This window comes from Kribbella capetownensis, from assembly GCF_004331485.1.
In the GTDB taxonomy this organism is placed as follows: Bacteria; Actinomycetota; Actinomycetes; order Propionibacteriales; family Kribbellaceae; genus Kribbella; species Kribbella capetownensis.
This window is the reverse complement of record NZ_SJKD01000014.1, coordinates 84,071-103,857: the sequence shown is the minus strand read 5'-3', so window position 1 is coordinate 103,857 and position 19,787 is coordinate 84,071. Positions and strand designations below refer to the sequence as shown.

Annotated in this window: 21 protein-coding genes; 11 read left to right on the top strand and 10 right to left on the bottom strand. The window is 68.8% G+C overall.

Annotated elements, in window-relative coordinates:
* Positions 1 to 18 precede the first annotated feature (18 nt).
* Together guaA and E0H75_RS39875 are read left to right on the top strand one after the other, a co-directional pair.
* Positions 19 to 1,569 carry a glutamine-hydrolyzing GMP synthase gene (gene guaA / locus E0H75_RS39880; protein ID WP_131518927.1) on the top strand — a complete coding sequence of 517 codons (1,551 nt, stop codon included), beginning with the start codon at positions 19 to 21 and terminating at the stop codon, positions 1,567 to 1,569.
* 59 nt (positions 1,570 to 1,628) lie between these two features.
* Complete coding sequence (locus tag E0H75_RS39875) at positions 1,629 to 3,548, top strand: tetratricopeptide repeat protein (protein ID WP_131518926.1); 1,920 nt, start codon at positions 1,629 to 1,631, stop codon at positions 3,546 to 3,548.
* Between the two features lies 1 nt (position 3,549).
* Here the strand turns inward: E0H75_RS39875 and E0H75_RS39870 are convergent, their stop codons facing one another.
* Entirely contained in the window at positions 3,550 to 4,356 is an 807-nt protein-coding gene (locus tag E0H75_RS39870; RefSeq protein WP_131518925.1) for a TetR/AcrR family transcriptional regulator, read from the bottom strand.
* A 73-nt stretch (positions 4,357 to 4,429) separates the two neighbouring features.
* Between E0H75_RS39870 and E0H75_RS39865 the strand changes: the two genes are divergently transcribed.
* The gene (locus tag E0H75_RS39865) at positions 4,430 to 5,263 is read left to right on the top strand and encodes an SDR family oxidoreductase (RefSeq protein ID WP_131518924.1); all 834 of its coding nucleotides are present in this window, start codon (positions 4,430 to 4,432) and stop codon (positions 5,261 to 5,263) included.
* Between the two features lie 44 nt (positions 5,264 to 5,307).
* Here E0H75_RS39865 and E0H75_RS39860 read toward each other — a convergent pair whose 3' ends face one another.
* The 4 genes from E0H75_RS39860 to map form a co-directional block, all read right to left on the bottom strand.
* A complete protein-coding gene (locus E0H75_RS39860) occupies positions 5,308 to 5,832 on the bottom strand; it encodes a GNAT family N-acetyltransferase (RefSeq protein ID WP_202873401.1) in 525 nt (174 codons plus the stop codon).
* 58 nt (positions 5,833 to 5,890) lie between these two features.
* Positions 5,891 to 6,922 carry an Rv2578c family radical SAM protein gene (locus E0H75_RS39855; RefSeq protein ID WP_131518923.1) on the bottom strand — a complete coding sequence of 344 codons (1,032 nt, stop codon included), beginning with the start codon at positions 6,920 to 6,922 and terminating at the stop codon, positions 5,891 to 5,893.
* A gap of 72 nt (positions 6,923 to 6,994) precedes the next feature.
* The gene (locus E0H75_RS39850; protein ID WP_131518922.1) at positions 6,995 to 7,954 is read right to left on the bottom strand and encodes a phosphotransferase family protein; all 960 of its coding nucleotides are present in this window, start codon (positions 7,952 to 7,954) and stop codon (positions 6,995 to 6,997) included.
* 185 nt (positions 7,955 to 8,139) lie between these two features.
* A complete protein-coding gene (gene map, locus E0H75_RS39845) occupies positions 8,140 to 8,907 on the bottom strand; it encodes a type I methionyl aminopeptidase (RefSeq protein WP_131518921.1) in 768 nt (255 codons plus the stop codon).
* Positions 8,908 to 8,961: 54 nt separating this feature from the next.
* On the opposite strand from map, the gene E0H75_RS39840 reads away from it, so the two are divergent.
* The 5 genes from E0H75_RS39840 (at position 8,962) to E0H75_RS39825 (ending at position 11,939) form a co-directional block, all read left to right on the top strand.
* Entirely contained in the window at positions 8,962 to 9,252 is a 291-nt protein-coding gene (locus E0H75_RS39840) for a helix-turn-helix domain-containing protein (RefSeq protein WP_131518920.1), read from the top strand.
* A gap of 106 nt (positions 9,253 to 9,358) precedes the next feature.
* Complete coding sequence (locus E0H75_RS39835; RefSeq protein WP_238163547.1) at positions 9,359 to 10,552, top strand: CapA family protein; 1,194 nt, start codon at positions 9,359 to 9,361, stop codon at positions 10,550 to 10,552.
* A 9-nt stretch (positions 10,553 to 10,561) separates the two neighbouring features.
* Positions 10,562 to 11,155 carry a tannase/feruloyl esterase family alpha/beta hydrolase gene (locus E0H75_RS39830; protein WP_131518919.1) on the top strand — a complete coding sequence of 198 codons (594 nt, stop codon included), beginning with the start codon at positions 10,562 to 10,564 and terminating at the stop codon, positions 11,153 to 11,155.
* Positions 11,156 to 11,163: 8 nt separating this feature from the next.
* On the top strand, positions 11,164 to 11,322 hold the full coding sequence (locus E0H75_RS43385; protein WP_165554387.1) for a hypothetical protein: 159 nt from the start codon (positions 11,164 to 11,166) through the stop codon (positions 11,320 to 11,322).
* A gap of 74 nt (positions 11,323 to 11,396) precedes the next feature.
* A complete protein-coding gene (locus tag E0H75_RS39825; protein WP_131518918.1) occupies positions 11,397 to 11,939 on the top strand; it encodes an rRNA adenine N-6-methyltransferase family protein in 543 nt (180 codons plus the stop codon).
* A gap of 61 nt (positions 11,940 to 12,000) precedes the next feature.
* Here E0H75_RS39825 and E0H75_RS39820 read toward each other — a convergent pair whose 3' ends face one another.
* Positions 12,001 to 13,737, bottom strand: a complete 1,737-nt coding sequence (locus E0H75_RS39820) for an ABC transporter ATP-binding protein (RefSeq protein WP_131518917.1) — start codon at positions 13,735 to 13,737, stop codon at positions 12,001 to 12,003.
* Entirely contained in the window at positions 13,734 to 15,455 is a 1,722-nt protein-coding gene (locus E0H75_RS39815; RefSeq protein ID WP_131518916.1) for an ABC transporter ATP-binding protein, read from the bottom strand. Before E0H75_RS39815 ends, E0H75_RS39820 begins: the two co-directional genes overlap by 4 nt.
* 87 nt (positions 15,456 to 15,542) lie before the next feature.
* On the opposite strand from E0H75_RS39815, the gene E0H75_RS39810 reads away from it, so the two are divergent.
* Entirely contained in the window at positions 15,543 to 16,157 is a 615-nt protein-coding gene (locus E0H75_RS39810; RefSeq protein ID WP_131518915.1) for a lysoplasmalogenase, read from the top strand.
* A 118-nt stretch (positions 16,158 to 16,275) separates the two neighbouring features.
* On the top strand, positions 16,276 to 17,241 hold the full coding sequence (locus E0H75_RS39805) for a glycerophosphodiester phosphodiesterase family protein (RefSeq protein ID WP_131518914.1): 966 nt from the start codon (positions 16,276 to 16,278) through the stop codon (positions 17,239 to 17,241).
* On the opposite strand, the gene E0H75_RS39800 is transcribed toward E0H75_RS39805, so the two are convergent.
* Positions 17,238 to 17,849: a M48 family metalloprotease gene (locus E0H75_RS39800; protein WP_131518913.1), complete on the bottom strand. Its 612-nt coding sequence runs from the start codon at positions 17,847 to 17,849 to the stop codon at positions 17,238 to 17,240. The genes E0H75_RS39805 and E0H75_RS39800 overlap by 4 nt on opposite strands.
* A 105-nt stretch (positions 17,850 to 17,954) precedes the next feature.
* Positions 17,955 to 18,287: a PspC domain-containing protein gene (locus E0H75_RS39795; RefSeq protein WP_131518912.1), complete on the bottom strand. Its 333-nt coding sequence runs from the start codon at positions 18,285 to 18,287 to the stop codon at positions 17,955 to 17,957.
* A gap of 159 nt (positions 18,288 to 18,446) precedes the next feature.
* Between E0H75_RS39795 and E0H75_RS39790 the strand changes: the two genes are divergently transcribed.
* Complete coding sequence (locus E0H75_RS39790; RefSeq protein ID WP_131518911.1) at positions 18,447 to 18,782, top strand: MmcQ/YjbR family DNA-binding protein; 336 nt, start codon at positions 18,447 to 18,449, stop codon at positions 18,780 to 18,782.
* A gap of 27 nt (positions 18,783 to 18,809) precedes the next feature.
* On the opposite strand, the gene E0H75_RS39785 is transcribed toward E0H75_RS39790, so the two are convergent.
* Positions 18,810 to 19,712, bottom strand: a complete 903-nt coding sequence (locus E0H75_RS39785; RefSeq protein WP_202873399.1) for a GlxA family transcriptional regulator — start codon at positions 19,710 to 19,712, stop codon at positions 18,810 to 18,812.
* Positions 19,713 to 19,787: the final 75 nt, after the last annotated feature.

Genomic DNA, 19,787 nt, shown 5'->3' with positions numbered 1-19,787 from the left:
CACCGATACCCTTTGCAGGTGACTGAGCATGAGTTGGTCCTGGTCGTCGACTTCGGGGCGCAGTACGCGCAGTTGATCGCGCGCCGCGTCCGTGAGGCCAAGGTGTACTCCGAGATCGTGCCGCACTCGATTCCGGTCGAGGAGATGCTGGCGCGGGGGCCGAAGGCGATCATCCTGTCCGGCGGTCCGCAGTCGGTGTACGCCGAGAGCGCGCCGCGGGTCGAGTCCGGGCTGTTCGAGGCCGGCGTACCGGCGTTCGGGATCTGCTACGGCTTCCAGGCGATGGCGCAGACGCTCGGCGGCGAGGTGCGCCGGACCGGGCTGCGCGAGTTCGGTCGTACGCCGGTGACGGTGAGCTCGGCCGGGACACTGCTGGCCGGGATCCCCGAGGATCTCAACGTCTGGATGTCCCACGGTGACGCGGTGCACGCCCCGCCCGCAGGGTTCGCCGTACTCGCGGCCTCCGACGGCGCGCCCGTGGCGGCGTTCGAGGACCTGGACCGGCGGCTGGCCGGCGTGCAGTGGCACCCGGAGGTGCTGCACTCGCAGGCCGGGCAGGCCGTGCTGGAGCACTTCCTCTACGACATCGCGGGTTGCTCGGGCGACTGGACCACGACGAATGTGGTCGACGAGCAGGTCGAGCTGATCCGGCAGCAGGTTGGCGACAAGCAGGTGCTGTGCGCGCTGTCCGGCGGTGTCGACTCCGCGGTCGCCGCGGCCCTGGTGCACAAGGCGATCGGCGACCAGTTGACCTGCGTGTACGTCGACCACGGTCTCCAGCGGTCGGGTGAGTCGGAGCAGATCGAGAAGGACTTCGTCGCCGCGACCGGGATCCGGCTCGAGGTGGTCGACGCCGAGGACCAGTTCCTGTCGGCGCTGGCCGGAGTGACCGATCCGGAGCAGAAGCGGAAGATCGTCGGCCGGGAGTTCATCCGGACCTTCGAGGCGACCGCGCGCAAGGTGGACGCCGAGCGGCACATCGAGTTCCTGGTTCAGGGCACGCTCTACCCGGACGTGGTCGAGTCCGGCGGCGGTGCGGGTGCGGCGAACATCAAGTCGCACCACAACGTCGGCGGTCTGCCGGACGACCTGCAGTTCAGCCTGATCGAGCCGCTGCGGACGCTGTTCAAGGACGAGGTCCGCGAGCTCGGCCTGGCCGTCGGTCTGCCCGAGACCATGGTCTACCGGCACCCGTTCCCTGGCCCCGGCCTGAGCATCCGGATCATCGGCGAGGTCACCAAGGAGCGCCTGGACATCCTGCGCGCGGCCGACCTGATCGCCCGCACCGAGCTGACCGCGGCCGGCCTGGACCGCGAGATCTGGCAGTTCCCGGTGGTGCTGCTGGCCGATGTCCGTTCGGTCGGCGTCCAGGGTGACGGCCGCACCTACGGGCACCCCGTCGTACTGCGTCCCGTCACCAGCGAGGACGCGATGACGGCCGACTGGGCCCGCCTGCCGTACGACGTACTGGAGCGGATCTCGACCCGGATCACCAACGAGGTCGACGAGATCAACCGCGTCACTGTCGACATCACCAGCAAGCCGCCCGGCACCATCGAGTGGGAGTGACCCGGCAGCCCCACGCCTACTGCGGCTTGGAGTGACCTTCCGGCCGCAATACTGGCGCGATGAGCGAAGGGGTGGGAGATCCGCGGCTGGCGGCCGAGGGTGAACTGAGTCTGGCCCGGCTGGCGCTGGACGACAACGAGGTCGGTCATGCGGCCGACCACGTGGCGAACGCGCTGGCGACGGCACCGTCGCTGCCGGACGCACATGCGGTCCTGGCGATGTTGCTGTCCCATCCCGACGGCGGCGTCGACCTGTGGACGGTGGACGGCGAGGTGTACGTCGGCACTGCGCTGGCGCGGGCGCACGCGCTCGCCTTCCACGGTGAGTACGCCGAAGCCCTCAGCCTGCTGGTCTCGGTCCAGGGGTACGAACCGGGCATGGCCTGGGCCGACGTGCCGTGGGTGCTCGACTCCGAGCTGGCCGCGAAACTCGATCCGGCTGAGCTGCTGAACGTATTCGTCCAGCTGCTCAAGGCCGTCCCCGATCCCTGCCCGGAGGAGCTGGCCCCGGGCTTCGCGCCGTACGTCCAACTGGTGCGGAGCCTCGTCGCCGTCCATGCAGACTCCGGGAACCTGCTCTGGCTGGCGTCGGTGCTGACCCGGCGACTCGGATTGCTCGACGAGGCAACGTCGTACGCGATCGAATCGGAACGGGTCGAACCGACCGACCGCGCCGCCATCGCGGTCGGCTACGCCCTGCGGAGCCAGGGGCGTACGGATGAGGCCCTGGCCGCGTTCGAACGCGCACTCAGGTATCAGCCCGGCAACGTCGCCGTGTACGCCGACATCGCCGGGATGCTGGGCGATGCGGGCCGGCTGGACGAGGGGATCTCGTGGGCCGAGCGGAGCCTCGCGATCGATCCGGTCCACGACTGTTCACTGGTCGAGCGGCACAGCCTGCTGTTCCGGCGGGACGGTGCTGTCGACGACCTCGTCGCGATCGCTGACCTGCTCCGCTTGGCGGAGCCGGGCAGCCACGAGAAGCAGCACGCCGCGGAGCTGAGCGACCGGTCACGGCAGGTCTGGCTCGCGGGCATCCCGGACCCGACCGAGGCTGTGATCAACGTCCTCGACCAATTGCTGGCTGCCGAGGCCGTGAGTGCGGGTGGCGCATCGCTAACTGTGTCCGCGCTCGAGCCGCCGAGTGCCTTCCTCGCATTCGGCCTGGCAGTGCCGGGCTCCGAGGTGACGGTCAGCGAGATCCTGCCGCCGGATCCGCGACTCCCGGTGTCTCTGCGGGGTTCTCAATGTCGGCCGATCGAGACCGTCGTCTGGCAGTACGACGGCAGCGTCTCGCGACCCGCGGTCGCACCGCCAGGTGCGGAGGGCGCTGCTGCGATTGCTCGCGTTGCCGACTTCGGTGAGTCATCCGGCGTCAGGGCTCGTTCAGGGTGGGTGAGCGTGCCGGCTGCTTACGACCATGCGGTCCTGTTGGCGAGCACTCCGCTGGAAGACCTGCTGGGTGTCCTGGTGCATCCGCCGGCGTCGCCGACGGGAGCGGCGGGTGACTGGCCGGGGTGGATCCGGGCTGTACAGACGTGGGCCTGTCTGGGGATCGCTCATCACCGGACTGACGAGTCTTGGGTGGAGTCGGTTCGGCGACAGGTGTTAGCCGACCTCGCTTATGGTCCGGAGGACTGGATCACTGAGTCGGCTCTGTTCGCGTTGGCGACGACTGCTTGGGTCGACCCGTCGGCGCGGGCTGATGTCGCCGAGTTGATGGGTTGGCGTTTGCTGGCTGCGGTGGAGGCGCAGCGGGAGCGGCCGGTGACGATCCTAGGATCGCTTGCGACCGTCACGCTCGCCACGCCTGGTCTCAACCCGGACGTGGCGGCTCTGGCCCGCGACATCCTCACCGCAGACGACGACGCTCCTGAAGATCAGCCCGCTGGGCCCTCGGCGGAGCAGCCGGCTGGGCGCCCGGTCGAGCGGCCGGTTGAGGTGCCGAAGAAACGAAGGGGCATCTTCCGGCGTCGCTGACTCAGCTCTCGAGGACCGTCGCTTGGATGCCGTCCAGGAGGCGGTCCAGGCCGTAGCGGTACGACTCGGTAGCGGCCTCGCGGGTCGTGCCCTGGTACCCGTTCGCGTTCCAGATCGTCGTCATCGCGGGATGCTGGTCGACGTCGAAGTACGTCTCCCACAGGTCGTTGCGCTCGTACCACCAGGCGTCGTTCGTCTGACCGGTCGACTGCTCGATCAGCTCACTCTCCGCCTCCAGCCCAGCGGCCGAGTCGACGTACGTCGTGATGGCGAGCGCGGCGAGGTTGGTCCCGCGGGGTGTGAGTCCGATCTCCAGCAGCGCGGACAGCAGGTACTCGCGGCCGGCCAGCATGCCCGGGCCCACCGGCGGGCGGATCGTGGACACCTGCGACAGCCAGGGATGGCGCTGAAACATCCGCCGCGTCTGGTCGGAGTACATCTCCACTTGGTCGCGCCAGTCGTCCGGTCGGGGCGCGCCGGGGCCGGGGAGCTCGCGTTCCCCCAGCACCTGGTCGACCATCAGGTCGAGTAGCTCCTCCTTCGAGGGCACGTAGGTGTAGAGCGTCATCGTGCCGACGTTGAGCTCCTTCGCGACCCCACCCATCGACGCGGCGGCCAGACCTTGCGTGTCCGCCAGCCGGATCCCCGCCGCGACGACTCCGTTCACGTCGAGCGAGGGCCGCCGCCCGGCACCACGTCCGCGCAGGACGGTCGGCCGCGTGCCGTCTGCGGTGGGCTTGCGGTGGTTCCGCCACAGCAGCGCCAGGGTCCGCTCTGGCTGTCCCTCACCGCTTCGCCGCTCCGTCACAGGCCAACCATAGGCGCTCTGCACAATTCTCGTATACCCTACGGAAATTGGTCCCGAAGGTGAGGAGATCGGCATGACCATCCTGGTGACTGGCGCGACTGGGAGCGTGGGGCGGCTGCTCGTGGACGAACTGGTGACGGCGGGCGCTCCGGTGCGGGCGCTCACCAACCATCCGATCCGAGCCGCGCTGCCCGATGGGGTCGAGGTCGCTCGCGGATATCTGGGGAAGCCGGCGACGTTGTCTGCCGCCTTGGCTGGTGTCGACACCGTGTATCTCGCGCCGCTTCCGGCGTACGTCGACGACTTCGTCCGGTGCGCACAGGACGCCGGCGTACGGCGGGTCGTCGTACTGTCCGGCGAACCTGCGGAGTACGAGGCGCAGGGGGATCCGTCGACGTGGCACTACCACCGGATCGAGCGCGCGATCGAGGCGGGCGGATTCGAGTGGACGTTCCTGCGACCGGGCCAGTTCATGAACAACACGCTCGACTGGGCCGAGTCGATCAAGTCCACGGGCGTGGTCCGCACCCCGTACGCCGGTGCCGTGCAGACCCCGATCGACCTCGGCGACATCGCCGCGGTCGCCCGCGTCGTACTCCTCGACGAGTCCTACACCGGCCAGAAGCTGATGATGAGTGGACCTGAAGGCCTGACCGCACCCGAGCAGGTCTCGCAGATTGCTGCGGCGATCGGCCGAGAACTCAAGTACGAGGAGCTACCCCCGCAGGCCTACCTCGACCGGCTAACCCCACTCATCGGCCCCGAAACAGCCCAATGGCTCCTCGACGGCTTCCGCATGATGGCCGAACACCCCATGACCCCCGAACCCACAGTCCCCCAACTCCTCGCCCGCCCCGCCCGCACCTACCGAGAATGGGCCGCCGCCAACGCCAACACCTTCCGCTGAAAGCCCCACGCGTCCGCTACCCGCGTGGACCGGAGGTCTGCCGATCAGGCGTGTGCGGGCGTGCTTGGCGGGCGGATCATGAAGACGTCGATCGGGTCCTCGGATTCCAGGACGAATCCGTGGCGCTCGTAGAGGCGACGCGCATCACTGCCCTGCAAGACATTCAGAGCCACGGTCTCACCCTCGGCGTCGGCCTGCTGCAGTGATCTGCGCAAGACTGCCGACCCGAGCCCTCGGCCCTGAAGTTGCGGAGCCAGATAGAAGTGCTCGAGCCAGAGCCGGTCTTCGGCGGGCCGGATGGTGATGCAGCCGGCGAGTTCGTGATCGACCACGATGATCGACGTGTACTCCGCTGAGAAGGAGTCGCGAAAGCGCTGCCGAACCCGGTGCTCGTCGTAGCGCCCGAGGCGCTCCAGATCCGGACGCATCACCTCGGCCCGCAGGTCCGCGATCACCTCGACGTCCTCAACCACCGCCGGCCGCAACACCCATTCGGCAACATCCGCCAGCGCTCCCTGCCCAAGCAGCACGTCCGGCCGCACCCCAACCCCCGTCGCCTCACCATCCACCGCCGAAGTATCTCAATCCGCCCGCCCCGGCGAGGCGCACGGCCACACTCCGGGATGGCTAGAACAGCGCCTCCTGTTGGCTGTCTGATCGTTTGGCCGTGCGTCGGGGCGGGCGGCTCGACTCGTGCGACCGGTGGCTCGAGCTACGGCCGAAGCCGTGCTTGTTGAGTAAGGGACGGACCTTGGATTCGAAGGCGTTGCGGTAGCTGGGGGAGGCGTTGGTGCCGTGGCCGTAGAGGGATTCGTAGCGGCCGACCAACTGGGGATGCTCGCGCGCCAACCAGCCCATGAACCATTCCTTCACCCCAGGCCGGAGGTGAAGGACGAGCGGCGTGACGCCGGTCGCGCCGGCCGAGGCGAGCTCGGCGAACAGATGATCCAACTGCTCGGACGAGTCCGTCAGCCACGGCAGCACCGGAGCGACCATCACACCGCACGGCAAGCCGGCCTCGCGCACCGCACGGATCAGGTCGAGCCGTCCGCGGACCGACGGTACCCCGGGCTCGAGCGTCTTCCGCAGATCCTCGTCCAGCAGTGCAAGGGAGATCGCGACGCCGACGTGCACCTGTTCGGCGGCCGCCGTCAGCAGATCGAGGTCGCGCCGCAGTAGCGTGCCCTTGGTCAGCACGGACAGCGGCGTACCCGAACCTGCGAGCGCCTCGATGATCCCGGGCATCAATCGGTAGCGGCCCTCGGCGCGCTGGTACGGGTCGGTATTGGTGCCTAGGGCAACTGGCTCGTGTGCCCACGACGGTCGCGCGAGTTCTCGCCGCAGTACGTCCGCGACGTTCGTCTTCACCACGATCTGCTGATCGAAGTCTTCGCCCTGGTCGAGCTCCAGATACTGGTGTGTCGGTCGGGCGAAGCAGTATCGGCAGGCGTGCGTGCAGCCGCGGTACGGGTTGATCGTCCAGTTGAACGGCAGCATCGTCCCGGGCACCGAGTTCAGCGCCGACCGGGCCACCACCTCGTGGAACGTGATCCCGCGGAACTCCGGCGTCGTCACCGACCGAACCAGACCCGCGATCGAACCGAGCCCCGGCAACGTCCCCGGGGTCTCCACATCGATTTGCTGACCTGCCCACCTCATGCACTACAGTCGAACACATGTTCGCCACGAAGTCCAACCCAGACCCGGCATCGCCAAACCCGTCGGGAAGCGCTAGTCGAGCCCGATCTCGCCCGGCGCTCTCTTCGTCAGCGCGACCACGGTCTCGGCGTTCGTCCGTACCTCGTCCCAACGGCGCTGGAAGGTGCAGTAGGCGATGGCATCGAGACCGATATGGATGAGGTACGCGTGCAACCGCTCGCGGAGGTTGGCCGGGAGCGATCCGTTGGCGCGCCAGTGGGCCAGCAGGGCGGCGTTGATGTCGATGGCGCCCCACTGTGGGTACCACGGCCACCAGTAGATGAGCCAGGCGGCGTCGTACAGACTGTCGCCGTACATCGCGTTGCCCCAGTCCAGCACGGCGCTCACGTTGCCGTCGGCAACGAGCACGTTGCGGCTGAGCAGGTCGCCGTGAATCATCCGACGCTCGGCAGGCAGGTACGGCGCAAGCGTGGCGATCGCGCTCAGTCCGGCCTCGACCGGCTCCAGCCCGATCTCGGAGTCGGCCAACGCTGCCCGCCAGCCCGGCACCCGTGCTGTCTCGGTGCCGATCGCCAGCAGCGCCTCCGCCCAGGACCTGTACGGCGCCCGCCGATCAACTGTCCAGCTGCCGTAACCGGTGGTGCCCGCGAGATCGAGCCTGCCAATTTCGTCGACCGCAGCCAGCAAACTCGGAAGCGCCGACACAACGTCGCCGGCAGGCAGGTCGTCAAACCCGTTGCCGTGCGCCCGTGCCGAGATCGCGTAGTGCCAGCCCTCAACCATGCCTCTCGCCAACACAGCCGGAACCGGCAGGCCAGGCCCGGCAAGCCCCGCGACGAGCTCATCCTTCGCGAAGTCCGTCCCGTAGGCACCGATACGCAGTACCGCTTCCGCCCCGTCGACAGTCAGCGCAAACGCCTGAGACCAAGCCCCCGACGCGAGCGGCACTGGTTCGGTCGCCCGTCGCCCGTACGTCGTCCGCACCAACCGCCGGGCAACCTCCGGCAACGAATCGGTGGGTTCGCCAGACATCCCCGAGATGCTAACAACCCCCCGCGGCGACCGACGCCCAAACGTGCGCCTGCAGTGCGCCCGCACTCGACAAACCACGCACTGACCGTGCCACCATCGCCACCCCGTCCACCACCACACGTGACCCGGTCCACGGCCTGCTGCGAACGTGCAGGGCCGGTCCGCCGAGGAGCGTGTGGGGACTACTACGGGATGGTGAGGATTTCGGGGCCGTTTTCGGTGATTGCGACGGTGTGTTCGGCGTGGGCTCCTCGGGTCTGGTCGGCGGAGCGGAGGGTCCAGCCGTCTTCGTCGATGACGTAGGTGGTGCCGGGGCCGGACCAGAACCAGGGTTCGATGGCGAACACGTGGCCGGCGCGGAGTTTGAGGCCTCGGCCGGGGCGGCCGCCGTTGGGGATGTGGGGGTCTTCGTGCATGCGGCGGCCGATGCCATGGCCGCCGAAGTCGAGGTTGGTGCCGAGGTTGGCGGCGCGGCCGATGCGGCCGATGGCGGCGCCGACGTCGCCGAGGCGGTTGCCGGGGATGGCAGCGGCGATACCGGCTGCGAGGGCCTCTTCGGTGGTGGCGATGAGTTCGAGGTCTTCGGGTCGCGGCGTGCCGACGCAGAAGCTGGTGGCGGCGTCGGCGCACCAGCCTTCGATCGAGGCGCCGCAGTCGACGTTCAGGAGGTCGCCGTCGGCGAGTTTGAGGTCGCTGGGGAGTCCGTGCAGCACCGCGTCGTTGACCGACGTACAGATGACGGCGCTGAACGGGCTGCCGGCGAACCCGGGCTGGTAGCCCTCGAACAGCGAGACCGCTCCGGCAGAGCGCAGTACGTCGCGTGCCACGTCGTCGAGTTCGCGCAGCGAGACCCCGACCGCGGCCTCCTTCTTCACCGCGGCCAGCGCGTTCGCGACGACCCGGCCGGCCTCGCGCATCCGCTCGATCTCTGCCGGTGTCTTCAGCTCGACCATGAGGGTGGTTCCTTCGTCTTCCCGGATAGTTATACCGGTACTATTATCACGCTTATGGTCCGACCACCTCTGTCCAGCTGGGATCGCGAACGCGGCCGGCAGCTCGGCCGCCTGCTCCGCGAAGCCAGAGGTGAGCGCAGCATGGTCGACGTCGCGGCGGCCTGCGGGGTCTCCGTCGATACTCTCCGCAAGATCGAGACCGGCCGGATCCCGACGCCGGCTCTCTTCACCGTCGCCGCCGTCGCGGCCACCCTCGACCTGTCCCTCGACGCCCTCGTCGGCGCCTGCCAGGACAGCCCGGCGGCCGAGGCCGATCGCCCGAACAGCAAGAACCTGATCGCCTAGAGCCACCGGCAACTAAACGCCGGACATGGCGCGTAGAACACGATCGAGCTACCGCGGCAACCAAACCTGGGATGGGGGCGTCTCCTGTCCGACTGGGGTTGAGGGCTTGGGGGTTGCGATGGCGGTACGACGGCGGACGGTGCTCGGCGCGATGCTGGCCGGAGCCGGAGCGGTGGCAACGGCGGGCTGCATCGCCGACACCGCAGCGGACACAGGCCAAGGCACTGGCAACGACCAACCTGGCAACGACCCAGTCGAAGCGCCCCCACAGAAGCCGAAGCCGACAGACGGACCCGACCGGATCACCCTGGTCGCCACAGGCGACGTACTCCTGCACGAACGCCTCTGGACAACAGCCCGCCGCGACGGCCGAGATGGTGCCTGGGACTTCGCCCCGCTGATGGGCAGTGTCAAGCCGCTCGTCCAACAGGCCGATATCGCCGTCGCGCACCTCGAGACGCCACTAGCGCCGCTCGGCGGCCCGTACCACGGCTACCCGCTCTTCCAGGGTCCGCCGCAGATGGCCGCCGCCCTCAAGCAGACCGGGTACGACGTCTGCACCACGGCGAGCAATCACAGCTTCGACGGCGGCGCCGCCGGTGTGGATCGCACCCTGAAGACCCTCGAACAGGCCGGCCTCAAGCACACAGGCACAGCCCGCACCCGCGTCGAGGCAGAGACCCCCACGATTGTCGACGTACATGGGGTGAAGATCGCGTTCCTGAGCTTCACGTTCGGCTTCAACGGCCTGCCGTACCCGAACGGCGAAACCTGGCGCGCCGGTAAGATCAGCGTTCCCACGATCAAGCTGCGAGCGCAGGACGCCCGCGACCGCGGTGCCGAGATCGTCGTGGTCAGCTGCCACTGGGGCACGGAGTACTCGCCGAAGCTCAACGACCAGCAGCGCGAGGTCGCACCCGAACTGCTTGCTGACAGCAACATCGACCTGCTGATCGGTCATCACGCTCACGTGGTGCAGCCGATGGAGCAGCGCAACGGCAAGTGGGTCGCATACGGCCTCGGCAACCTGGTCGCCGCGCATCGCGAGCCCAACAGCGCCAAGGCCGAAGGCCTCCTGGTCCGCTTCACCTTCACCCGCGACGGCGACCGGTGGAAGACCGACCAGGCCGAGTACACGCCGTTGCTGATGACTGATGCGCTGCCCGTCCGCGTTCTCGACGTACGCCGTGAGCTCGCCAAGGACGGTGTCACGGCAGCTCGCCGGGAGCGCCTCGAGCTGGCCGAGCGCCGTACGTCGGTGACGGTCCGATCACTCGGCGCGACCCCGAAATCCCTGTAAGACAACGATATTTTCCATCTCTGTCGAAAGGCTTGCCTGCTCCGGAGGCGCTGGAAGAGTGAGCGCCAACGGCCACCGCGCCTGGGTGGCAGGGAGGCGTCCGCGGGTACGACGGTCACTCAGGCTTCTGTCGTACCCGCGACTGCCACCGCCCCTGAGTACTGCGACGTCCGCGGCGTGATCGAGCCGGCGATCCAGTTCCAGCTCAAGCTCCCGACCACGACGTACTCCGGTCGCTACCTCCAGATCGGCTGCGGTGGGTACTGCGGCGTCATCCCGGACCTCCCGTTCCCGGACGGTGGTGCGAACGCGCCGGGTGACGTCGCGATCGCCGGGACGGACAACGGCCACGTCGGCCAGGGCCAGTTCCCCTTCCTCGACACCGAGTGGGCGAGGCACAACCGGCACGCGCGTGACGATCTGCTCTACCGCGCGCCGCATGTGCTCTCACCGGCGCTCGCGCAGCGCTACCCGCACGACTTCGACGGCACCATCGCCTCGGCGCCGGCGCGCGCGATGGGTCCGTTGGACGGGACGTATCTGGCCTGGATCGCGCAGGCGAACGTCCGGCCCGACATGACAACACCAGTCGGATCCTGCTGACGCGGCCTGTGTTCCCGTACCCGCTGGTCGCGAAGTATGACGGCTCCGGCTCGACCGACGACGAGAGCAACTTCGTCCCCGGCCAGCCGTTGGTGAACCCGAAGCACGACCAGATCGACTGGCTGGGCGAGTTCCTGCACTGCGTGCCGGGCCCGGTCGCGCGGTGAGAAAATGCTTTGAGGGCTTGCAGTGCGACGGTCTATCGTCGGCCGCATGATTACGTACTTTGTGATGGTCCGTCGTGCCCGGCTCCGGGCAGGCGAGGGGTGCCTGGGGATGGCATCCGCTCGATAGTCGTTGGGCCCAACGGGTCGTTGACGCCGCCGGGGTCGAGCCCGGCGAACTCGTCCTCGACGTCGGAGCCGGACTCGGTGCGCTGACCGCGCCGCTGGTCCGGGCCGGAGCCCGGGTGGTCGCTGTCGAACTCCACCCTGGTCGGGCCGACCGCTTGCGGCGGAGGTTCGCGGACGCACCGGTGACGGTGGTCCGGACCGATGCCGCTGATCTGCGGTTGCCGTCCCGGCCGTTCCGGGTGGTGTCGAGCCCGCCGTACAACGTCTCCACCGCCTTGCTGAAGCGATTGCTGGCGCCAGGTTCACGCCTCGTGTCGGCCGATCTCGTGCTGCAGCGGCAGGTGGCGAACCGGTGGATCCGCGGCGACGCGCCGGGGGCGAACCGGTGGTTCCGGCACTACGACCTGTCGATCGGCTTACGCCTTCCCCGCAAGGCCTTCACCCCACCTCCGCATGTCGACTCCGCAGTACTGCTGCTGCGCAAACGGTAGAAAGGGCAGACCCCGTGCCGGTCAGAGGTGACCGGTACGGGGTCTTTGCTGTCGGCAACTACTACCCGTGCCAGGAGGTCCAGAGCGCCGCGTACGAGCCCTGCCGGGCGACCAGTTCGTCGTGGCTGCCGAGCTCGCTGATGCGGCCGTCCTCGACCACCGCGACGCGGTCGGCGTCGTGCGCGGTGTAGAGGCGGTGGGCGATCGCGATCACCGTCCGGCCCTCGAGTACGGCGGCGAGCGAACGCTCCATGTGCCGCGCTGCCCGCGGGTCGATCAGCGAGGTCGCCTCGTCCAGCACCAGGGTGTGCGGGTCCGCCAGCACCAACCGTGCCAGCGCGAGTTGCTGCGCTTGCGCCGGCGTCAGCGCGAGCTGACCGGATCCGACTCGCGTATCCAGGCCGTCCGGCAACGCATCAGCCCACTCTCGTGCGTCAACGGCGGCAAGAGCATCCAGCAACTCTGCATGCGACGCGTCGGGTCGAGCCATCGACAGGTTGTCGCGCAATGTCCCGACGAAGACGTGGTGCTCTTGGGTGACCAGCGCGACCTGCTTGCGCAGCTCGTCCAGCGGCAGCTCGGTCATCCCGACGCCGCCGACTGTCACCGAACCAGTCCGTGGTGGGTGGATGCCCGCGACCAGCCGGCCCAGCGTCGACTTCCCTGCACCGGACGGCCCGACCATGGCGATCCGCTCGCCGGGCTGGACGGTCAGATCCACGCCGTGCAGCACGTCACGGCCGTCGACGTACGAGAACCGTACGTCGCGTGCCTCGACCAGGTCACCGGATGGCATCCGGCCCGACGGTGTGCGGTCGTCCGGTACGTCGCTGATGCCCAGCAACCGGGCGAACGCGGCGCCACCCGACTGCAACTCGTCCAGCCAGGAGAGCAACCGGTCGACCGGATCGATCAGCTGGTTGACGTACAGCACGGCAGCCGTGACGGCACCCAGCGAGACGTGGCCGTTGAGGTGCAGCCAGCCGCCGAACAGCAGCGTCCCGACGACCGGCACGAGGTAGCTGACCTCGGCGACCGGGAAGTACACGGTGCGGAGGAACAGCGTGTACCGCTCGGCCAGGTAGGAGCCCCTGATGTCGGCATCGCCGCGGCGGACGCGTTCGTCGTACCGCTGCAGTGCCTCGACGGTCCGCGCACCCTCGACCGTCTCGGCCAGGGAGCTGGTCATCTGCGCGTACGCCGCGTTCTCACGGAGGTATCCGTCCTTCGCACGGCGCAGATACCACTTCGTGCTGAGCCAGAGCAGTGGAGTCATCGCCAGCAGCGGCACCAGCACCCAGACGCCGACCAGCACAGTCGCCGCGACCGTGAACAGTACGGTGACGAACGCGATGATCGTCTCCGGTACGGCGAAGCGCACGGTCCGCGACAGCGTGTCGACGTCACGCGAGGTGCGGGACAGCAGGTCACCCGTGCCGGCTCGCTCGACCGTGCCGATCGGCAACGCGAGCGCGTTGTCGACGAAGTCCTCGCGCAGCTCGGCCAGCACCTGTTCGCCGAGCGCGAACGACTTGAAGCGGGCCCACCGGGTCAGCAGCGACTGCGCCACGATGAACACCGCGATCACCAGGATCACCTGGTTGACCTCGGCCACGGTCGTGCCGTTCTGGACGTCCTCGACCAGGCCGCCGATCAGCCGCGGCGCGGCCAGACCGGTGATCGCCGCCAGCCCGTGCAGCACCAGCGCGACCGACAGGGTGCGCGGATGCCGCCGGGCCAGCCGGCGCGCGTGCCGACGGATCTCGGTCGGGCCCGCCACGGGCAGGATCTGCCTCATGTGAGCACCTCCTCCTCTTCCGTCTGCCTGGTCACTGTCCTGCGGTACTGCGGTTCGGTCGCGAGCAGCTCGCGGTGCTTGCCGGAAGCAACCACTCGGCCGGCGGCGACGAAGATGACCTCGTCGACGTGGTCCAGCAGCAAGGGGCTCGCGGTCAGCACGACCGTGCTGCGGCCGGCGCGCTGCTCACGCAACCGCTCTGCGATCCGCGCCTCGGTGTGCGCGTCGACCGCCGACGTCGGCTCGACCATCACGAGGACGGATGGGTCGGCCAGCAGTGCACGCACCAGCACCAGTCGCTGTCGCTGCCCGCCGGAGAACGACCGGCCCTTCTCCTCGACCTCGGAGTCGAGCCCGTCGGACAGCGCGACCAGGACGTCCTCGGCGGACGCTGTCCGCATCGCTGCCATCACTTCCTCGTCGGTACGACGGTTGTCCGGGTCGAGCTCCTCGCGCAGTGTGCCGGTGAACAGCTGTGAGCCGGTGTCGCTGACCAGGATGCGCGTACGCACGTCCTCGCGCGTCGCACTGGCCAGGGTGACCCCGCCGTACCGCACCTCGCTCGTGTCGTCGTACCGGCCGAGGCGGTCGGCCAGCCCGCCGTTGCTGTCCGCCTCAGCGGACACGATCGCGGTGAGCAGGCCGTCGCGGGCGCGGATGCCGGACACCGGGTCGACCAGATCACCGTGCTCGGGCAGGCGCACCGCCGTCTTCGGCTCGGTGATGTCGGACCGCAGCTCCAGCACTCGGATGACTCGTCCCGCCGCGACCAGACCGCGCATGAGTTGGTTGGCGAACTCGGTCGCGGTGCGCAGCGGCAGCACGAGGAACGTCGCATAGCCGTAGAAGGCGACCAGCGAGCCCGCACTGAGGTCGCCGCGCAGCGCGAAGTGCGCGCCGAGTCCGACCACGAGCACCACGAAGATGCCCGGCAGTAGAACCTGCGCGGCGTCCAGCACGGACTGGATCCGCGCCACCCGCACACCGGCTTGCCGGACCTGCTGCGACTCGCCGCGATACCGGCGCGAGAAGGAGTCCTCGCCACCGATGCCGCGCAGCACCCGCAGACCGGCCACGATGTCGGAGCCCAGCGAGTTCAGCTCGCCGACAGCCTCGCGTTGCGCGGATTGTCGCTTGTGCAGCGGCCGCAGCATCGGGCCGAGGCAGAACAGCATGACCGGCACGCCGATCAGCACCACCAGACCGAGCGTCGTCGACGACGAGAGCAGGATCGACGCGACCACGACGAAGGCGACGATCGAGCCGGTGAAGCGGGCCGAGATCTCCATCAGGTTGCCGATGTACGACAGGTCGCCGGCACCGATGCTGACCACCTCACCGGTGGCCAGATGCTTCGGCAGCGTCGCGCCGAGGTCGGCCGACTTCCGCGTGATCACCTGGACCGTGCGGTACGCGGCGGTCAGCCAGTTCGTCACCGCGAACCGGTGCCGCATGATGCCGGCCAGCGCCTGCACCACGCCGACCACGAACAGCACCACGGTCCACTGCAGCAGCCGCTCGCTGTCGCGTGCCGCGATGCCCTCGTCGATCGCGCGGCCGAGGATCGCCGGGATGAACGCCTGCGCGCCCATCCAGAGGATGCCGAACGCCATCCCGCCCGCGAGCGTGCGGGACTGACCGCGCGCGACCCACAACAGATAGCGGGTCGGCGAGCGGTGATCGGGGACGCCCGGATCGGCGACAGGAAGTTGTCTCATAACGCTTTCAGGCTAGGTGCCGCCACCGACAGAACGCATGCGAATTAATCGCGTCTGTGAACCCCTCGGGACGGCACCATCAGACCCATGCGAAAGGGAGCCGGCTGGTTGGTCGCGTACGGGGTCCTGTCGGTGGTGCATCTGATCACGATCGCGATCGACGAGACGTGGTCGATGGTGCTGACGAAGGTCGCCCTGATGCCGACACTCGCGGTCTGGGTTCGCATGCAGGGTGGACCGGTTGCGCTGCTCGTCGCACTGGCCGCGTCACTCGCCGGTGACTTCCTTCTGCAGATCGATCAGTTGCTGCCGGGTATGGCGGCGTTCGGTGTCGCACATGTCTGCTACATCGTGCTGTTCACCCGCCGTACGACGCACCGCTCGCCTGTTGTGCTCGTGGCGTACATCGTCTTCTGGGCCGGTGCGCTGGCGCTGCTGTGGCCGGGGCTGGGTGACAACCGGATCCCGGTGGCGGCGTACTCGTTGCTGGTGACTGCGACCGCGATCACCAGTGGCTGGCACGGCTGGCGCTCCGGCATCGGCGGTGCGCTCTTCCTGGTGTCCGACGGTCTGATCGGTGCGGGCATGGCCGGTCATGAGTTCGCCGCGCGTCCTTATCTGGTCATGGCGACGTACTGCGTCGCGCAGTACCTGCTGGCCAGCAGCCTGCTGCCGGTGCGTGAGCCTGTGCCGCAGCACTAGCCCGCCTGAATGGTGACGGTCGGTACAGCTTTCGTATCTGCCCGCGCATCAAAAGACCTTCACCTTGCGTTGGGCAACGAGTTCCCGACGGGCCATGTCCGCCGCCTGTCCTGGATTCATGCTGGTGATCGCGCATCGGGGAGCGAGTGGCTACCGCCCGGAACACACGCCGGCGGCGTACCGCCTGGCTGCGGCCCAAGGGGCCGACTATCTGGAACCCGACCTGGTCGTCACTCTCGACGGCGTCCTGGTCTGCCGGCACGAGAACGAGATCTCCGGTACGACGGACGTCGCCGACCGCCCGGTGTTCGCGGACCGGAGGATCACCAAGATCGTCGACGGGACCGCCGTCACCGGCTGGTTCGTCGAGGACTTCACTTACGACGAGCTGCGGACACTGCGGACGCGGGAGCGGATGCCGGGGCTGCGTGCGGCCAACACGGCGTACGACGGGCACGAGGAGATCCCCACGTTCGACGATGTGGTGGCGCTGGTCCGCGAGGAGTCGCTGCGGTACGGGCGGCCGATCGGTGTGATCCCGGAGATCAAGCACCCGGCGTACTTCCGGCGGCTCGGACTGCCGCTGGAGGAGCTGCTGACCGAGCGCATCCTGGCGCTGCGGCTGCGCGACGACGAGGTCATGGTGCAGTCGTTCGAGCCGACCAGTCTGCGCCGGCTGTCGGTGATGACCAGGGTGCCGCTGGTGCAGCTGGTGGATGCTGACGGCGCCCCGAACGACTTCCGCCGTACCGGCGACGGCCGCACCTTCGCGGACCTGATCGAGCCGGCCGGTCTGCGCGAGGTGTCGACGTACGCGCAGGTGCTGGCGCCGCACAAGGACCTGGTCATCCCGCGCACTGCAGCCGGCAACCTGGGTGAGCCCACCACGCTGGTCGACCAGGCGCACCGCGTCGGCCTGAACGTCCAGATCTGGACCTTCCGCGCCGAACGCCGCTTCCTCCCCACGGCCCTCGACCTCCCCGCCGAACTCTGCCGCTTCGCCGCCCTCGGCATCCAAGGCGTCTTCGCCGACCACCCCGACATAGCCACCGCCACCCTGAAACAAACAGCCCTGAACGTCTAACCCTCCATCCGCAGCTCGGCCAGAACCGTCGTGGCGGCCGGTTCGAGTTCGCGGTCGATGGCGCGGCTCTCGTCTGTCCCCAGGACGACGCGTGCCGTCGTGGCAGGCCGTGCCCGCAGCAGTCTGGTCCGCAGGTACGTCGGCGGATGCGTCGCATCGGTCCGAGTCTCGCGGACCCGGCTGGCGCGCAGTTGCCGCTCGATCTCTCGCGCGGGTACTTCGGTCACCGCCCGGCGTACGGCGTCCAACGGCTCGACCTCGGTTGGGAAACGGAGCGCCCGGACCATCGCCCGGTGTGATGCCCCCGCCAGCAGCAGCCGCTCCAACGCCTGTGCCGCCGCCTCCGAGCCGGCGATCTCTCCGGCCTTTCGATCGGCCAGGTACTCGCCGCGCTGCCCGCTCCGAAGCTGCAGCCGCTCCAGCAGCCAGGCAATGCCCCGCACCAGCACGCCGACCGTGGCGTTCAGGAACCGCGTGAAGAAGCTGACGCCGAACGGTTCGACCCAACCAATCTCTCGTCTGACGCGGTCCAGGTGCCGCTCGCCGAATGGAACGTAAGGAGCCCGGACGGACACCGGCAATCGATCCGGCTGGCGAGAACTCGTCATGACGGGAGTCGGCCGCCGATGCAGGACGGCAGGGTGACGGTGGTTGTGGTCACCCTGCCGTGCTGGGTCCCGCGGTGGCTGCGCCGGGGTGCGGCGCAGGGCGGGTCACGCCGCCGGGGGCTTGCTGTTGTTGTCGTCGTAGATGCGGGAGGCGATGTCGGACTCCGGGGAGCTGGGCTGGTTCACGGACTGCTGGACGTTCTGCCAGACCGCCTTGCCGTCGGCCTCAGGGATCACGATCCACGCGACCGCGTAGCCGAGCAGCGCGGTGCCGCCGGTGATCACAGTCAGGCCGACGATGGCGAGACGGACCAGGGTCACGTCGATGTTGAAGTACTCCGCGAGTCCGCCGGAGACACCCGACAGCATCCGCTGGGAGTTGGACCGGCGGAGGACCTTGCCGGAGAGGTTCTGGAACGGTGCGTTGGAGTTCGTCATGGCTCTACTCTCCTGCCCGGGGGCGGTCCGCCACATCAGGATCGGTACCGACCTGACCCCTGGCCTGACCCCGGTGTCCCTGATCCGGCGGCCCTTACCACTTTCGGCCCGGAGCAGCGGGACGTTCGGACTGTCGGTGGCCGCATTTACCGTCGGGGGATGGACGCGCAGACGGTGCTGAAGGTGATGCAGGGGTTGCCGGGGACCGAGGAGCACGAGGGCTGGGCCGGCCAGCCGGCCTTCAAGGTCCGCAAGAAGGGCTTCGCCTACATGTCCGAGGACGAGAGCAGGCTGATGCTCAAGGCGCTCCGCGAAGAGCAACAGGCTCTGGTCGCGGAGAGCCCGGAGGTCTATTCACCGTCGTGGGAGGGCGGCCAGTTCGCCTGGCTGGAGATCGATCTGGCCGCGGCTGACACCGATGAGGTGCAGGAGCTGATCACCGAGGCCTGGCGCCTGACCGCACCGAAGTTCCTGATCGCCCAACTCGAGCCCTAGCCCGCCAGCACCGCTGCTCCGATCGCGTCAGAGCCTCGTATGCCGTTCCTTTCGGTACGCCGATGGGGTGGTGCCGACCTCGCGGCGGAAGACTGTGCGGAGGCTGGTGGCGGTGCCGAATCCGGTGGCGGCCGCGATCCGCTCGATCGTCCAGTTAGAGCTCTCCAGCAGTCGCCGGGCGCTCAGCACGCGCTGGAGCATGACCCAGCGCATCGGCGGCAGACCGGTCTCGTTCTCGAAGTGCCGGATGAACGTCCGCCGCGGCATCGTGGCGTGCCCAGCCATCCGGTGCACCGTCATCGGCTCGCCGAGGTGCTCCATCACCCACGCCCGCGTCGCGGACAGGTCCGAGCGTGGCGGCGTGAGGACGTCGACGTACTGGTGCTGGTCGCCGCCGCGCGCCGGCGCGGCGACGATGCCCTTGCTCGCCTCGTACGCCGCGGTCGCGCCGAAGTCGGTGCGGATCACGTGCAGGCACGCGTCGATCCCGGCCCCGCCTCCGGCGGACGTGAGGATCTTGCCGTCCTCGACGTACAGCCTGTTCTCGAGCACGTTGATCCGCGGATGCAGTCGCCGCAGCGGTGCGACGTACTGCCAGTGGGTGGTCGCGTCGCGGCCGTCGAGCAAGCCGGCGGCGGCCAGGGCGAAGGTCCCGGTGCAGATGCCGACGATCCGCGTGCTGCTGCCTGCGAGAAGGTCCAGGTAGCGCGTGGGTAGCGGCTGCTCGGGTTCTTCGTAGCCCGGTACGACGATGAGGTCGGCGTCGACCGCGGCGGTCAGGGGGTGGGTGGGGGTGATCGGTCCGGAGCCGGGCTCGCCGCAGACGATGACCTGGTAGCCGTCGGACGTGCCGAACAGATGCGCCGGGATGCTGATGTCAAGCGGGATCGCGCCCGGCACGGCCAGGATCGCCACGGTCAGTGGAGCCATCGGTGCACCCTCTCCGTCGCCACCGGCACGATCCCGGCGGGTTCTGGCACAGCTGCCGGTGGTGGCTGCCGTCGG